Source organism: Candidatus Binataceae bacterium (genome assembly GCA_035500095.1).
In the GTDB taxonomy this organism is placed as follows: domain Bacteria; phylum Desulfobacterota; class Binatia; order Binatales; family Binataceae; genus JAKAVN01.
Genome location: DATJXN010000096.1, coordinates 16,881 through 32,871 on the forward strand (window position 1 = coordinate 16,881; position 15,991 = coordinate 32,871).

A 15,991-nucleotide genomic window follows, 5' to 3' on the forward strand; every position below is an offset into this window, starting at 1 on the left:
TCGGGCCCGACGCGCCAATCGCGCGGGACGCCGAAGGCCTAACCAACCGCAACGGAGGAAATGGCGGTGAATACTGAAGCCACCGCGGACCTGGTCCTGCCGGTTGACACGATTCGCGATCGCCTGAACCGCGATCCGGAATTTCTCCTAGCGGCACGCTTCTGGTACTGCGATATCCGCTTCTTTATCGGCAAGGATCAGTATTTCATGCGGATCGACAACGGCAAGGTCGATCGTTTTCAGCACGGAAGCCAGGGTTTCGATCCCTACACGATAAATATCGGTGGCCCTCCAGAAGTCTGGAGAAGGATGATGGAGCGGCGGCCGCAGCCTTTCTACCACGACTGGTTCGCGGCTTCGTTCCATCACGACTTCACTTTCGGCGGCGATCTCGAATCGGCTTATGCGTACTACTATGCAATCCGCCGCATCAACGCGATCATGCGCCAGTCGATTATCGATTCGCGCGCCGCGTAGAGGGGCAGGACAATGGCGAGATTCTCGGACATTACGGGCCGCTATATCTATCTCGAACTCGACGGTGTCGAGTACCGCGTTTACATCGAAGAGGCGGGCACGGGAATACCGCTGGTATGCCAGCATACCGCCGGATCCGACGGACGCCAGTACCGGCATATTCTCGAGGACCGCGATATAACCTCGCGCTTTCGCGTGATCGCCGCCGACCTGCCCTATCACGGCAAATCGCTTCCCCCGGTTTCCCTCAGGTACTGGGAACAGGAGTACCGGCTGACCAAGGATTGGTTCATGCGCTACTGGGTCAAGCTCTGCCGCGAACTCGACCTCAAACGGCCCGTGTACATGGGCTGCTCGATGGGTGGCCATCTCGCGGGCGACCTGGCGCTTAACTATCCGAACGAATTCCGCGCCTGCATCGGGCTGGAAGCTGCGCTATGGAGCGGCAATACCGATCGGCTGGTGAACCAGTGGTTCCACCATCCGCGCCTGTCGAACGAATCGAAACCCGCTCTGATGCTGAGCCTGTGCTCGCCCAACGCGCCCGAACAGTTCGTGCGCGAGACGGTATGGGAATACAGCCAGGGCGCGCCGCCGGTATTCAAAGGCGACCTGTACTACTATTCGTTCGAACACGATCTGCGGGAGACCGCGAAAAATATCGACACCCGCAAGTGCGCGCTCTACGTGCTCAGCGGCGATTACGATTGGTCCGCATATCCGGCGGCGTCGAAGGCTCTGGCCGATTCCGTACCCGGCGCCACTTATACATTGATGGAAGGGATGGGCCATTTCCCGATGTCCGAGGACCCTGGCCAATTCAAGAAGTACCTGATGCCGGTTCTTGCGGATATTCAGACTAAATCATAGTTGCTGCGATATCATCGATGAACCGGTTCCGCGATGTCCGCGCAACTGGATAATTTTTTCCCGCACGGAGGAATCCGAATGATCTATGAGCTTCGCGTCTATCATTGCCTGCCGGGACGGCTTCCTGCCCTCCTCAAACGCTTCGAAACCGCAACCATGCGGCTGTTCGAAAAGCATGGAATTCGCCAAGTCGGCTTCTGGACCGTAGCTATCGGCGAATCCAACCAGGATCTGATCTATATTCTGCAATGGGAATCGCTGGCAGAGCGCGACAAAAAGTTTTCCTCCTTTCAGACCGATCCCGAATGGCTCGACGCCCGCCGCAAGAGCGAGGAAGACGGTCCCTTGGTTGCCTCCATTAGCAATACCATCATGAGCCCGACCGCGTTCTCGGCTTTGCGATGACGGCTGGCGCTGGACACGCTCTGATTATCGCAGCACGAGGAAAACGTCGCCGCGCGCCTCTTTTGGCGGATCTCGCGTCAGTTCTGGCTGCTCTGATGGCGTTCCTGCTGATCCTGGCTCGTCCCGCAATGAGTGCGGCTGTCGCGGCTGGCGGCGAGGAAAAGATCGACGCGCAATTCAGTTTGCCGGAAGGGGTCGGATGGGATGATTGGCAGGCGGTGCGCGAGCAGCATAACGGCCGCGCCATGGTCAGAGTTTTCGTGCCCAAGGGCGAGGCGCCGGCAACCGCCAAAGTGCGCCTGGTGCTGGCGCTGAGACCCAAACCAAGCATCGATTCCCCGCAGGCGATTCTCGACACTATCGTCCAGACCGCGAAACATCAGTGTCAGAAAATCAGCACCAAGGTGCTCGACAAGAGCGCCGGGGAACTGCTTTTCGAGTTGCGCGGCATTGGCTGCGCGGGCCAGAGCGGCGAACGCTATCTTCTGCAGCGAATCGCGTTCAGCGGTCAATGGGAGATCGAAGCGACATACGCGCCGATGGTCTCGATCGACGATTTGCCCGCTCGTCAGAAGGAACACGCCATCAAGCTTCTCTCATCGATCTCGGTTTCCACCAGGGCAATTCCCGCCGCGGATTCCGGATGGTTCCTGATCACGCCGCCGGAAAAGGCGGACGGTCATTACGATGACTCGGCGGGGCTATCGAAATGGAAAGTCGAGGAGGGCGCCGGTTCGGAAGACAAATGCCAGCGGCTTCGCGCCGCTCTGAGTTCGCTTGCGCTCAAGCAAGGGAGCGCTTCCGATATCGAACAGGTAAAGGCTTCTCGATGTATCTCGATGAACGATCCGCGTCTGGACGGTAAATGAGTATCCGCACAAACCGGCGAGCTGCTTCCGAGGAAAGCCCCGTGAATCGAACATCCATTGGCAACGGTCGCATTGCGGCGAGCGGCGCCGCCGCCGCGCTTACGCGACGGCAGGTAATCGCGTGGGGTGCGGCCGCGCTCGGTAGTCTTGCGATAGGGCCGGGCGTCGCGACCACAGCTTCGGCGCAGTCGGACGCCAGCGGCGCGCAGACTGGCGCACGAGTCTCACCGCGCGACCTCGACGCGCTTTCAACCGCCGGCGTGCTTTACATCGCCACTGTTCGCAAGGACGGTAACCAGAGCAACGCCGCGCCGGTCTGGTTTACGGTTTCACCGGACCATCTCGTGCTGATTCAGACGCAGCCCACAACATGGAAGGCAAAGCGTATTCGTCGCGGCAGCCCCGTGATCGTCTGGATCGGCAGGAAGCACGGTCCGGCGTTTATCGGCAAGGCCCGCATAAGCTCCGATCCGGCATTCGAGCGGCGCGTAATCGAAGACTACCCGAAGAAATATCTGATGGTGCGTTTCGGGTTCCATAAGCCAACCCAGGAAATGTTCGACAAAGGCGACATTCTCTCGATTGTAATAACTCCGGTTCGCGATCTGCCCGACGGATTCGAGTCTCGGCCGGGTACGCCCGCTCCGGCCATCGATGAAACCCACAAATAGTCCAGCGGCTCATGGCACATGCCATAGCAATTGGATTGCGCTCGCGCCGCGGCATCGTCGGAACGCACACCGCGAACGCACTTAGCGCATCGCGCTTCGTGCTTGCCGCGCTATGGTTGGCGGCCTTCGTTCACGGATACAGACGTCCCGAAGTATTCGGCCCGATCGCGCTTGGCGCGGCGCTTTCCGACCTCGTGGACGGGCCCGTCGCGCGCCGGATGTGCTGCGCCGATCGGTTCGGCCGATGGCTCGACAACATCGCAGACATCGCCTTCGTCCTGACGGCTCTTCTTTGCGAAGCCTGCGCGGGCGCTATCCCAACCTATATACCCATCCTGATCGCAGCCTCGTTCGCGCAATACGCAGTCGATTCAATATTGGTAAGCGGCGCTCCTGTTCCTGTCCGGAGCCGAATCGGGCACTGGGGCGGCATTGTCAATTACGGCCTGGTTCTTCTTCTCGCGTTTGCCTTCGGCTCTCAATGGTCCGGCCTCCTGCTCCGCGACTTTTCACCGCTGTTAGCCGTCGCTTACTTCGCCGCGATCATCGAACGAGCGCAGCAATACCCGGGCGTCCCTTTTCATGCCTCAGCCGTCTCGAGGGCGGTCATTTCGCGGCTCGCGCGCGGCAGGTAGAACAGCCCGATCAATCCGTTGCACAACATGAACGTGAAGTGCGCGGCGAGGCTGTAGGCGAGAATCCTCGCATCCGGCGCGCTCCCAGAGAAGAAGAGCAGCCATGCGGCCTGGCTCGTGCCCAGGTGCGCCACCGCGATTGGTAGCGCAGCAGCGACAAACACCAGCGGCAGAAACAATATCAGCCTGGCCACAGGGATCGTGATGCCGAATAGCGAGAGCGCGAAGTAATGCGCGATCACTGAAAGGAGGAAATTGGGAGCCTTGATTCCGAGCACGATCGCGTAATCGATGGGCCGGGCCGCGACGAACGTCCCGATGATCGAGCCAAACCTGCTGTTGGTTAACGCCGAACGGACGCCTTCGTTGCGGCGCGCCTCAGCGAAGCACGCGATAATCGCGGCGAGCAGGAGCCAGGCCGCGACATCTGCGATTCGCAAAACATTAATGATCCGGGACTGTGCGATTGACTGCGGGCGATAGAAGAGAACTCCCAGTGTGGAAAAGAAGAGCAGTTGGTACACCTCGGCCAACGCTATGAACAGAATGGAACTAAGTATCTGCAGAAACGGCACTCCCGTCTTTCGATGGAGATACCACGCGACGCCGCCCTGGCCGAGATTGCTGTTTATCAGCGCGAGCAGGTTCATGCTCGCACGGATCGGCATCACGTCGCGCAGCCGCAACTCGGCATTGAAGCGGCGGACCACCCAAGTAAGGCAAAATGAATCGATGGTCCAGTAGCACAGTGAAAAAGGCAGGAAAACTCCAAAGAACTTTAAAACCGGAACCTCTTCCAGCGCCGCGCCGAGCCTGGCAGCCGGAATCCGCCAGAATACCAGGGCGAAAATAATCAGCGTCCCGGCGAAGGGAAGCGCTTTGCGCCAGTGCGCGGACGTTCTCAAAGAGCGGGCGCTGTCAGCATCGGCCATCAGCGGGCCAGCCGGAGCGCCGCCGCGCGCCGCCGCGATGACGGCCGGTCATTGCTCCGCCCGGCCAAATTCCCGCTCCGCTGCCAGGAACTGCTTCATCGCCTGTTCCGGTATGCGCGATTCGAGTTTGGGATTCAGCACTACCTTGACCATGCCGTCCTCCATTCCGAACTCGAGCATACCGGGATGAAACTGATTATTTTTGACTTCAGTGGCGATTCGCAGAAATGCCTGGGCCGTTGCAGTCACGGCGCTGGCAAGAACGACGCCGGGCATCACGTCATTCTGATTGCGTATTGCACCGAAGGCCAGGACGTGCGCCTGCGCCGCGGCCTGAAAGACTCCCAGCCCGGCGGCATCGGCATCGTGCACGATCAGGTCCGCACCTTGGCTGATTTGCGCCAACGCCGCTTCCTTGGCTGCACCTACGTCGTCGAACTTGCCGATATAGCTAATCAGCATCCGGCCTCTGGGCCGCACCGAGAGGAAGCCGCGTCTGAACCCGTCGAAGGTCTGCCGAATCGACGGCAGTTCGATGCCGCCTATCGCGCCGACGACTCCGGTTCTGGTGACTCCGCCCGCGAGCACGCCTTCGGCATAGGCCGCCTGATCGAATTTGAAGGTTAACGAAGCGACGTTGCGCGACGATTGGCTGCCCGAACTGACCACGAAATAAACATGAGGAAAATCCCGCGCCACGCTGATCGCGGAGTCGGTGTATTCGTAGCCATGCGCGAAAATCAGGTTGAACCCGCGCGAAGCGAAGTCGCGGAAGCCATCGTCGAAGTCAGCCGGCGATCGGGTCTGCACCAGCGCCGTTTCGGCTCCGAGCTTTTCCTTGATTAGCCGCAAGCCGTCGAAGGCGGCCGCGTTCCAGCCGGCGTCGCTGACCGGCCCCGGGGTCAGCAACGCGACACGGAAGGCGGCGGCGCTCGACGGAGCCTTATGCGGGGAAGTGCAGGCTGCGCACGAGATCATTGCACAAATGGTTAGCGCGGCGTTCCAACGCCATCTGGCCGCGAGCGCACGGAAACCTGGGTGGATCATCATGAACCGAACGGGCTAAGCTTTCTTTCGGGCGCAGAGTATCATGCGGCGAGTTTCAATCCCGTATTTCTCGCCGTCGAAGCCACCATGTACTCCGACGCTTGCGAACCCGGCGCGCTCCAGCAGCCTGAGCATTTCCGTGAGCGTGTAGAGGCGGATATCGTGTCCCGGCGAATCGTGACGACTGCCGTCCGGACCCACGATCACAAACCGCACACGCATCCGGCTCGATTCAAGGTCGAGCGCGCGATGCTCGACATATAGCGTGCCGTCGGGCTCCGCATGCCAGTCGTTCTGAATGTAATTCGCAACCGCCCATTCGCGGTTCAACATGTCCAGGAGAAGCTGACCTCCCCGTCTGAGAGATCGTGAGATCGATCCGAGAACCTTCAGATCTTCGGCCTCGGACTCGAGGTAGCCGAACGACGAATACATATTGATTACGGCGTCGAAATGGTTATCGAACGGTATCTCGCGCATATCCGCCAGCACGGTATCTATTGCAGTCTGATGGTCGGCGGCCGTGCGTCGAGCGAGATCGAGATAAGCCTGGCTCAGATCGAGGCCGGTTACCCTGTATCCGCGCTGAGCAAGCAGTACACTGTGACGGCCGGGACCGCAGCAGAGATCGAGCACCCGGGCGTCCGGGCTCAAGCCCAGTTTTTGCGCGGCGAACGCAACCTCTTTTTCCGCACGCTCTGCGGTGAATGTATGGCGATAGATGTTAAGGTAGTCGTCGCCAAAGAAGTTCACGTACCAGGCATTCTGCGCCGTTCCCATGCGGGTCCCTCGAATTGCGGTTGATCCGCGCTATATTAGACCGACTTATCGGTGAGGAGAAACAGCTTGGAGAGAATCGCGGTCTTGTCGAGCGGCGGCCTGGATAGCTGCGCGCTGCTCGCGGAAGAAGCCAAAACCTCCGAAGTCTATCCCATCTACGTGCAATGCGGACTGGCGTGGGAGGAGATGGAACGCCGCGCGCTCGAACGCTTCCTGCGAGCATTGAACAACCCGCACGTGCAGCCCGTGACGACGCTGTCGGTGTCAGTCGCAGCGATGTACGGCGCCCATTGGAGCATCTCGGGCGATAGCGTCCCTGGGGCGGAAGAATCGGATAGCGCGGTGTATCTCCCCGGCAGAAACATCCTGCTGCTCGGCCTCGCCGCGATCTGGTGCAGCACACACAACGTATCGCGAATCGCGATCGGATCTCTCGGCGGAAACCCGTTCCCCGACGCCTCGCCGAAGTTCTTCAATGATTTCGCATCCGCGCTGAGCCTCGGGCTGGATCATCCAATCGAGGTGAAGGCCGATTTCCGTAATCTCGCCAAATGGGAGCTTATCAGGCAGTTCCGGCACCTGCCGCTTGAGGCGACGCTCACCTGCATGGCTCCGCGGGGGTTGAAACACTGCGGGCGATGCAACAAGTGCGAGGAGCGTCAGAGCGCTTTCAAAAAGGCCGGGGTGCGGGACCTTACCGAGTACGCCTAGCCGCAGAACGCCGCGCCGGTGGACAAGGAGAGGATCGCCAAGTTCCTGGCCCGCGCCGGCGTCGCGTCGCGCCGCGAGTGTGAACGGCTGATCGCGTCGCGTCGCGTCGCGGTCAACGGCATTCTCGTGACTCATCCCGCGATGCTGGTTGGTGCGGACGACCTCCTCTTGGTGGACGGTAAGCCGATCGCAGCCCTCCAACAATCGAGAATCTGGCGCTATCACAAGCCCGCCGGACTCGTGACCACCGCGCACGACCCGCAAGGACGGCCGACCGTCTTCGCCGCCCTGCCTAAAACCCTGCCCCGAGTAATCTCGGTCGGACGGCTCGACATCAACACCGAGGGGCTTTTGCTCCTGACCAATGACGGCGAACTGGCGCGCTATCTCGAACATCCGGCGCAGTCAATTGCCAGGACCTATCGAGTCCGGGTTCACGGCAACTTCGATCAGGCGTCGATTTCCACGCTCGCGCGAGGCGTCACCGTCGATGGAGTTCGTTACCGTCCGATCGAAACCACGCTCGACAGACGTCAAGGCGGCAATTTCTGGATAACCATGACGCTGCGCGAAGGAAAAAACCGCGAGATCAAAAAGCTGCTCGCGCACTTGGGATTGCAGGTGACGCGCCTCATTCGGACCGGCTACGGCCCGTTCGAGCTCAGAAAGCTGGCGCAAGGCGCGGTTGAAGAAGCGCCGCTCCGGATGCTTCCGATACTGGTACCCGGATATTTTCGCGCGACGAACTCCGATAGAGGCCAATGCGTCGCCGATCCTCACAGCCGGTCTTTAAGGTCCGGTCGGAAAGCTGGTTTGTAAATTTAGTATCGCGCTTGCTAAAGTCGAATCGATTGTGGGCAACCTGAATTAGGGTTCGCACACCTGGCAGGTCGTGCCGCCTTGATGATTGCACAACGCAACGAGCTGATTACTCGCACCGGGCCCGCGACTCCCGCCGGCAAGCTGATGCGGTTTTACTGGCAGCCTGCCGCGCTGGTCGAAGAGCTGCCGGCCGAGCGTCCGGTCAAAGCGATCCAATTGCTTGGCGAGAAGCTCGTGCTATTTCGCGACGAATCGGGGCGCTATGGACTGGTCGATCGTGCTTGCCCGCATCGCGGCGCCGACCTCGCGTTCGGGCGGCTCGAAGACGGAGGACTGCGCTGCTCGTTTCACGGCTGGCTCTTCGACGTGGGGGGAAACTGCCTCGAGACCCCAGCCGAGCCCGAGGGCAGCACGCTCCACACCAAAATCCGGCACAAGTCCTATCCGGTCCGTGAACGCAACGGCATCGTCTTTGCCTACATGGGGCCGGGCGAACCGCCGGCTTTTCCCCACTTTGATTGTTTTATCGCGCCTGAGGCGTACACCTTCGCATTCAAAGGACACGTCGCGTGCAATTGGCTGCAAGCGCTCGAAGTCGGCATCGATCCGGCTCATGCTTCGTTCCTGCACCGCTTCTTCGAAGACCATAGTCCGGCGGGCAACTATGGAATTCAGTTTCGCAGCACGACGGCGGACTCGGCCGTGGCGATGACCAGGATTATGCGCGAGCATCCGCGCCCGCATATCGATACTCAGCGCACGGACTATGGCTTTAGACTCATAACTCTGCGCGCGGTCGATGATTCTCGCACTCACATCCGCGTCACGAACTTGCTATTTCCGAACGCATTTGTGGTGCCGCTCAGCCCCGAGATGACCGTTACGCAGTGGCAGGTGCCCATCGACGACGTAAATAACTACTGGTATGCTATTTTCACCAGTTTCGGCGCGCCGGTTGACAAGCAAGCGATGCGCCGCCATCGCCTCGAGCTCTATACGCTCCCGGAGTACAAACCGCGGCTCAACGCCGCGAACGACTACGGGTTCAACGCTGCGGAACAGAAGCAGCGAACGTACACCGGCATGGGCGACGACATTAACGTGCATGACCAGTGGGCGGTCGAATCGCAGGGTCCGATCCAGGACCGCACCCAGGAGCATCTCGGCGCGTCTGACAAGGCTATCGCGGTCTATCGGCGGATTCTTATCGAAGGGATCGAAGATGTGGCGGCCGGTAAGCGGCCGCTGATGGTCCTGGACGAGGCCGCTGCGCGGCGGATCCGAGGCCCGATCACGCTCGACGGAATCGCGCCGTGCGACGGGTTCGAGGCCTATTGGCGCGAATTCGACACCAGACGCCGGAGAGATTCCGCCTGGGCCGCAGCGCATCCTTTGGAATGACCCAACAACGCGCGATGAGTTTCGTCGAACGTCATGGCTTGTGGACCGACGATCGGTCAAGGGCCGCGAACGAGGTCGAGAAACTGGTCCAATCGCACAAACTCGACCTCGTACGCTTGTCCTTCGCCGACCAGCACGGAGTCCTGCGCGGCAAGACCGTGGTGGCCAACGAACTGCCGCGGATGATGCGCGAGGGGAGCACATTCCCGATGACGCTGCTGGCCAAGGACACCGCGCATCGCACGGTGCCGGCCGTCCTCTCGCTGAGCGGAGCCGGTTTCACCAAACGCGACATGGAGGCGGCGGCCGACGTGGTGATCGTTCCCGATCCGGCAACCTTCCATATCCTGCCGTGGGTCGCCGGCACCGGATGGCTCCTCTGCGACCTATACTTCACCGGCGGCGAGCCGGTTCCGGTTTCCACGCGTTATCTGTACCGGCGCGCGCTGGAGCGGCTGAGCGAGGCCGGTTTCGATTTCGTGGCGGGGCTCGAGATCGAGTTTCACATCTTCAAGCTCGAAAACCCGCGGCTTCAGCTTGACGATGCGGGCCAGCCGGGGCCGCCGCCCGAAGTGAGTCTCCTCACCCAGGGCTATCAGCATCTGACCGAGCTGCGTTACGATCAGCTCGATCCGGCGCTCGAAATTCTGCGCCGGAACATCATGGGCCTGGGCCTTCCTCTGCGCACGCTGGAAGTCGAATACGGACCGAGCCAGTGCGAGTTCACGTTCCAGCCGCGCCACGGACTCGAGCCGGCCGATATGATGATGCTGGCGCGCAGCGCAATCAAGCAGGTCTGTCGCCGCCACGGCTATCTTGCGAGCTTCATGTGCCGGCCGCGAATTCCGAACGTTTTCTCGAGCGGTTGGCATCTGCATCAATCGTTGCGCGACAAACGCACCGGCGACAGCGCTTTCGTCCCGGCTGCCGGCGCCGTGCTGTCGCCGTTGGCGCAGCAGTATCTGGCCGGATTGCTCGAACATGCGCAGGGCGCAGCCGCCTTGGCGACGCCGACCATCAACGGCTACCGACGTTATGGGCGGCATCCGCTCGCTCCCGACCGCGCGGTTTGGGGCCACGACCATCGCAACGTGATGGTCCGCGTGCTGGGCGGGCCCGGCGATTCGGCAACACGGCTGGAGAATCGCGTGGGCGAGCCGGCCGCGAATCCGTACCTATACATGGCCTCGCAGATTTTCTCGGGACTCGACGGGATTGAGCGCCAACTCGATCCGGGACCGCCGAGCGACACGCCCTATGAAGCGGCGGCGCCACGGCTGCCGCACTCGCTCGGCGAAGCCATCGCAGCGCTCCGCAAAGATACTTGCCTGCGCGCGGGCCTGGGCAGCACGTTCGTCGATTACTATTCGCTGATCAAGGAAGCCGAGATCGCGCGTTTCGAACTGGAAGTCACTGAATGGGAGCAGCGCGAGTACTTCGAGATTTTCTGAGCGCGCCGTCAACGTTTCACGCGGCGACCGCGATCGTTTCCACTTCGATCAGAAACTGCTCGCCGACCAGTCGATCGACCATAAGCAAAGTGTTGGGCGGGTACTGGCCGCCCGGATAGATCCGGGCAAAAAGCTCCTTGCGAACCGCCATGAACGCTTCGATATCCTGCGAGTGCACGAGATAGGTGGTAAACCTGGTCACGCTGGCGAAGTTCAGTCCTTCACTTTCGAGCGCCCGTTTCAGATTCTCGAACACCTGGCGCATCTGAGCCGCGAAATCGCCTTTGCCGATCAGGTCTCCGGCTTCGTTGACCGCGAGCTGGCCGGCTATGAATACTATTTCGGACGCGCGCGCCCGGGAGATGTGACTATACGCTCCGAGCGGCTTCGCCAGACCCGACGGATTACTATATCTTATCGTCATGTCTGCCACCTCGTTCCCTTTGCAGGTTGTCCGAGCCCTCGCCAATTGCAGGAACCGGCGGTTCATCGCACCGGTTCAGCCACGCGCGCAAAATGCGGCCACGCAGGCGGCGGCAATCCGGTTTCACGCTCGCAGTTGCGTTTGAGTTCCTCGACCGGCGGACCGAAATCGAAGAGCCGCGGCGCGCCCCGCTCGGCCGCCATCGTCTCGCGCAACCTGCGCGTAGCCGGTTCATCTATGGTCAGATCCGCCCCCAACACGACTCCATAGCGCCGCGCGCCGCCGGCAGTGATCAATCCGCGGCAGGTCTCAGCGGCCACCAGCGCGGGATCGCGCTTCAGCGGATCGCCCCATCCCCCTCCGCCCCAGGTGATGTAGTGCAACAGGTCGCCCGCATTCACCTTCACGTGGTCGCACTTCGAGCTGAGCACTTCCCTTGCGCCGCCCGCGCGAACGATAAATTTGCGGCCGCGCGCGCCCGGGAGGCCGCCGTTCACTCCCCATGGGTAGGTGAGCCAGCGATCGTCGTGGATTGAGATCTCGCCCGGCTCGAGAAAGCGGTAGACGACCTCGATCCCGTTGCCGCCGCGATGAAAGCCGGGGCCGCCGCTGTCGGCCACCGTCTCGTAGCGTTCGATGCGCAGCGGAAAGTACGCCTCGAGAAATTCGTTTGGCACATTGGTGAACGACGGCCACATCGAGTGCCCGTCGGGGCCGTCGCCGACCGGCCGCCCGGGAATTCCGCCGAAGCCGATTTGATAGAGCTGATACCATTCGCCGCGCGCGTCGAACCCCGAGTACATCAGGTGCGGTGACGAAGAGAAGCCGGCGGCGCACAGAAACTCCGGCTGCCGCTGGCCGAGGAGGCCGCCAAGCACGTCGAAGATGCGGCCGAGCGCGTGCGTGCGGCACGACAGCGCGGCCGGGAAGCGCGGCTTTAACAGCGAGCCTTCGGGGATATGCACGTCGACCAGGTCATAGAAGCCGTCGTTGTAGAGAATCTGCGGGTCGAAAACCATTATCATGTAGATGCCGAAGAACATCCGGAACATGTTCTCGTTGAGATAGAAGTTTATCGAGCCGTCGGATTGCGGGTCGGTTCCGCTCCAGTCGAGCTTGACCCGCTCGCCTACGCGCTTCATCGAACAGCGCAATTTATAGGGGCCGTGGCCGCGGCCGTCGTCGCAGACGTAGTCCTCGAACACCATCTCGTCTTCGGGAATCGAGCGCTTGATCAGTGCAGCCATCGCGCGCCGGTTTCTCTCAAGCGAGGCTTCCATCGCCGAGACGAACAGATCGACGCCGAAGCGGTCGCACATCTCGACCACGCGGCGCTCCGCGGTGCGGCAGGCAGCGACGATCGCATTCAGGTCGCTCCTGTTCCAGTGCGGCATCCTGACGTGGTTCAGGACCAGTGCAATCAGATCATCCTGGAGCGCGCCGCCGCGATAGATTTTGATCGGCGGCGCGAGCATCCCCTCCTCGAAGATGCTGGTCGCGTCGGTGGGCAGGCTTCCCGGCACCTTGCCACCGACGTCGGACATGTGCCCGAGCATCGCCGCCCATCCGACCAGCCTTCCGTCGCGACAGTAAATCGGCAGCAGTACCAGCCAATCGGCGGAGTGACTAATCGCGCCGTCGCATTTGTACGGATCTGAAGTGAGAAAGATGTCGCCTTCCTCGACGGTGCCGTCATAGGCGTCGAGAAAGCCGCCGATGAACGAGCCGAACTGGCCGACCACCATGCGGCCCTTGCGCTCCGCTATCATCGGAAACTCGTCGTGCTGCTCACGGATTCCGGGAGACATCGCGGTGCGGAACAGCACGGCATCCATCTCGTAGCGCACGTTGCGCAACGCGCTCTCGATGATGTCCAGAGTTATCGTGTCAACCTCGATCGCACGAAACGGCTCGTGGTTGTGCTCGATGATTCGCGTCTTTGCCATGTTGGCTGCTTCCTCCTGCTGAACCCCGATAAGCGCGAAATGCTCCGGCGCAATTCTACTGCCGGGGCCGAATCAGGATATTTCCGAAACTATCCACCTCGCCGCGATGGTCCGGCAGGACAAGCGTGGTGCTGTCCATCTCGGCGACAATCGCCGGCCCCTCGATCACGTTGCGCGCGTGCAGTTTCGCGCGATCGTAGAGCCTGGCTTTGCGCGCGCGTCCCTGCGCCCGGATCGAAGTTTCGCCCTTGAGCGCGGTGTCGGGGTTGGGGCCGCCCTCGGCCAGACGGGCGGGCTTCAGCTCGCGGCTTTGCTCCTGCACGATCGCGCGGAGGTTAACAAACTCGTGCTCGACGTCGAGATTGAAGGTGAAGAGCCGGCGATGAATTTCGTCGAAGGCGCGGCGCACCGTCTCGAGGCCGCCGTCCTGGCGCAGGCTCTCGAGGTCGATCGCGACCGGCACCTCGAAGCCCTGGCCGTGATAACGCACGTCCGCCTGGTAGACGGTTGAGCGGGCCGAAGGCGGCAGCCCCTCCGCGTCGAGCGCCGCGCCGGCGCTTTCGCCCAGCGCGGCGAGAGTCTCCGCAACGTCGGTTCCGGAAGTGGCCGAGAAGCGCCGGATATAGGTGCACGCGGCTTCGTTGCGAAGGCGTGTCGTCGCGTCGCCATACGCGCAGAGCACGCCCGGGCTCGGCGGTATGATCACCGGCCAGCATCCGAGCAAAGCGCCGAGCGCGTTGGCGTGAAGGGGGCCGGCGCCACCGAAGGCCACCAGCGCGAAACCGCGCGGATCGTAGCCCTGCTCGACCGAGACCAGGCGCAGCGCGCCGAACATGTGTTCGTTGACGACGTCGATTATTCCGGCCGCCGCTTCCAAAAGTCCGATTCCGAGCGCGGATGCGATCTTTTCGACCGCGTTTTGCGCCGCCTTGCGATCGAGCTTCATTGCACCGCCGAGCAGATCGAGCGGAAGATAGCCGAGCACCACATTGGCGTCGGTAACCGTGGGCTGGGCGCCACCGCGGCCGTAAGCGGCCGGGCCGGGCTCCGCTCCCGCGCTCTCCGGCCCGACCCGCAGGGCGCGCGTCAGCTCGGGCACCTTGGCGATAGACCCGCCGCCGGCGCCCACTGAGCGAACGTCAAGCGAAGAGACACGCACCGCGACGTCGCCAACCATGGTTTCGCGCCGCACGCGGGGCTCGCCGCGTTCCACGAGGCATACGTCGGTCGAGGTGCCGCCCATGTCGAGCGTAAGCACGTTGTCGAAGCCGGCCTGTCTCGCGACCCAAAGCGCCCCCGCAACGCCGCCCGCCGGTCCACTGAGCAGCATGCTCACCGGCGCTTGCTCGGCCGCCTCGAAAGACATCAATCCGCCATCGGAGCGCAAGAGTTTCAGCAGCGCGCCGACGCCGCGCGATTTGAGCTCGCTCCTGAGACTCGAGAGATAGTGCGCGACCGTCGGCCGCACGTATGAGTTGGCGACCGTGGTAATCGTGCGTTCGTACTCGCGCATTTCGGGCAGGATCTCGCTCGAGCGCGAGAGCGGAATCTCGGGCGCTTCCTCGCGGGCGATCTCGCCGAGGCGCCGCTCGTGCGCCGAATTCGCGTACGCGTTTATCAGCGACACGGTAATCGCCTCGACCCCGCGCCGCTTGAGATACTTGAGCGCCTCGCGCGCGCCCGCCTCGTCCAGCTCGCGCACGATCTCGCCGCGCGCGCCGACACGCTCGCGAACCTCAACTGTGTCATCGAGCGCCGCGAGCGGCTCGGGCTTGGGCCAGATGATCCATCCCGCGAGCCCTCCCGGCACGTAAGAGCGCGCCACCTGCAGAATCTGGCGATAGCCTTCAGTCGTGACCAGCCCAACGCGCGCGCCCTTGCCCTCGAGCACTGCGTTGGTGGCCACTGTCGTGCCGTGCATCAGCTCGCCGAGCGCAGACAGTTCGATTCCGGCGGATGCGCATACGCGCGCGATTCCGTCCAGCACGGCTTCGGCCTGGTTGGCGGGAGTCGTCGGCACCTTGGCGCGAAAGGTTTCACCCGTGCTCTCGTTGATGAGCAGCAGATCCGTGAACGTCCCGCCAACATCGACGCCGAGTCTGTATGCCATCGAGACCTCCAGGGCGGCGCCACGGCTGGGCCGCCGCTACGCGGGCAACCCCTGGCGGGTTGGACCGCTCGCCGGAAACCGCACCGATCCTTACCCGCGAACGGCGCAAAATGCCACGGTTATCCGCTTGACACCGGGATGGCGGCGAGAGATTCATGGCGAAATGGAGCGTCTTATGGCCGGAGCCTCCTATGAACAATGACCTGCTTCTCAAGAACGGGTTGATAGTCACACCGGGCGGGGCAATTCGCGGCGGTCTCGCGATCGCGGGCGAGCGGATAGTGGGGGTCGGCGCCGACGAGACGCTCGGCAGCGCCCGGCGCGAAATCGATCTGCGGGGCAAGATCGTGATGCCGGGCCTGTTCGATCCACACGTGCATCTGGGGCTAAGCGGCGACACCTTCGGCGACGACGCGATGGCCGCCGACTTCGAGTTCGAC

Annotated in this window: 16 protein-coding genes; 10 read left to right on the forward strand and 6 right to left on the reverse strand. The window is 62.1% G+C overall.

From position 1 onward, the window contains the following. The first annotated feature begins 66 nt into the window (after positions 1-66). The 5 genes from VMI09_09965 (at position 67) to VMI09_09985 (ending at position 3,292) form a co-directional block, all read left to right on the forward strand. On the forward strand, positions 67-477 hold the full coding sequence (locus VMI09_09965; GenBank protein ID HTQ25012.1) for a hypothetical protein: 411 nt from the start codon (positions 67-69) through the stop codon (positions 475-477). Positions 478-489: 12 nt separating this feature from the next. Beyond that, complete coding sequence (locus VMI09_09970) at positions 490-1,347, forward strand: alpha/beta hydrolase (protein ID HTQ25013.1); 858 nt, start codon at positions 490-492, stop codon at positions 1,345-1,347. 78 nt (positions 1,348-1,425) lie between these two features. Next, the gene (locus VMI09_09975; protein ID HTQ25014.1) at positions 1,426-1,752 is read left to right on the forward strand and encodes an NIPSNAP family protein; all 327 of its coding nucleotides are present in this window, start codon (positions 1,426-1,428) and stop codon (positions 1,750-1,752) included. A 95-nt stretch (positions 1,753-1,847) separates the two neighbouring features. Beyond that, positions 1,848-2,621: a hypothetical protein gene (locus tag VMI09_09980; protein ID HTQ25015.1), complete on the forward strand. Its 774-nt coding sequence runs from the start codon at positions 1,848-1,850 to the stop codon at positions 2,619-2,621. Continuing rightward, on the forward strand, positions 2,618-3,292 hold the full coding sequence (locus VMI09_09985) for a pyridoxamine 5'-phosphate oxidase family protein (GenBank protein ID HTQ25016.1): 675 nt from the start codon (positions 2,618-2,620) through the stop codon (positions 3,290-3,292). The genes VMI09_09980 and VMI09_09985 overlap by 4 nt, the downstream gene beginning before the upstream one ends. A 580-nt stretch (positions 3,293-3,872) precedes the next feature. On the opposite strand, the gene VMI09_09990 is transcribed toward VMI09_09985, so the two are convergent. The 3 genes from VMI09_09990 to VMI09_10000 are packed head-to-tail and all read right to left on the reverse strand — an operon-like array spanning position 3,873 to position 6,686. Then, on the reverse strand, positions 3,873-4,859 hold the full coding sequence (locus VMI09_09990; GenBank protein ID HTQ25017.1) for a hypothetical protein: 987 nt from the start codon (positions 4,857-4,859) through the stop codon (positions 3,873-3,875). Between the two features lie 48 nt (positions 4,860-4,907). Continuing rightward, positions 4,908-5,909 carry a BMP family protein gene (locus VMI09_09995; GenBank protein HTQ25018.1) on the reverse strand — a complete coding sequence of 334 codons (1,002 nt, stop codon included), beginning with the start codon at positions 5,907-5,909 and terminating at the stop codon, positions 4,908-4,910. Positions 5,910-5,921: 12 nt separating this feature from the next. Further along, positions 5,922-6,686, reverse strand: a complete 765-nt coding sequence (locus VMI09_10000) for a methyltransferase domain-containing protein (protein ID HTQ25019.1) — start codon at positions 6,684-6,686, stop codon at positions 5,922-5,924. 66 nt (positions 6,687-6,752) lie between these two features. Between VMI09_10000 and VMI09_10005 the strand changes: the two genes are divergently transcribed. From VMI09_10005 to VMI09_10020, 4 genes are all read left to right on the forward strand, one after another. Continuing rightward, positions 6,753-7,397 (forward strand): 7-cyano-7-deazaguanine synthase, encoded by a 645-nt coding sequence (locus VMI09_10005; protein HTQ25020.1) that lies wholly within the window; start codon positions 6,753-6,755, stop codon positions 7,395-7,397. An 18-nt stretch (positions 7,398-7,415) separates the two neighbouring features. Then, entirely contained in the window at positions 7,416-8,216 is an 801-nt protein-coding gene (locus tag VMI09_10010; protein ID HTQ25021.1) for a pseudouridine synthase, read from the forward strand. 84 nt (positions 8,217-8,300) lie between these two features. Beyond that, a complete protein-coding gene (locus VMI09_10015) occupies positions 8,301-9,620 on the forward strand; it encodes a Rieske 2Fe-2S domain-containing protein (protein HTQ25022.1) in 1,320 nt (439 codons plus the stop codon). A 14-nt stretch (positions 9,621-9,634) separates the two neighbouring features. Then, positions 9,635-11,071, forward strand: a complete 1,437-nt coding sequence (locus VMI09_10020; protein HTQ25023.1) for a glutamine synthetase family protein — start codon at positions 9,635-9,637, stop codon at positions 11,069-11,071. Between the two features lie 16 nt (positions 11,072-11,087). On the opposite strand, the gene VMI09_10025 is transcribed toward VMI09_10020, so the two are convergent. The 3 genes from VMI09_10025 to VMI09_10035 all read right to left on the reverse strand — a co-directional run bounded on the left by VMI09_10025 (position 11,088) and on the right by VMI09_10035 (position 15,551). Further along, on the reverse strand, positions 11,088-11,495 hold the full coding sequence (locus tag VMI09_10025; GenBank protein HTQ25024.1) for a RidA family protein: 408 nt from the start codon (positions 11,493-11,495) through the stop codon (positions 11,088-11,090). Between the two features lie 62 nt (positions 11,496-11,557). Continuing rightward, positions 11,558-13,441: a hydantoinase B/oxoprolinase family protein gene (locus tag VMI09_10030; GenBank protein ID HTQ25025.1), complete on the reverse strand. Its 1,884-nt coding sequence runs from the start codon at positions 13,439-13,441 to the stop codon at positions 11,558-11,560. Between the two features lie 55 nt (positions 13,442-13,496). Beyond that, complete coding sequence (locus VMI09_10035) at positions 13,497-15,551, reverse strand: hydantoinase/oxoprolinase family protein (GenBank protein HTQ25026.1); 2,055 nt, start codon at positions 15,549-15,551, stop codon at positions 13,497-13,499. Positions 15,552-15,742: 191 nt separating this feature from the next. On the opposite strand from VMI09_10035, the gene VMI09_10040 reads away from it, so the two are divergent. Continuing rightward, the coding region (locus VMI09_10040; protein ID HTQ25027.1) for a hypothetical protein at positions 15,743-15,991 on the forward strand (249 nt) is incomplete at its 3' end.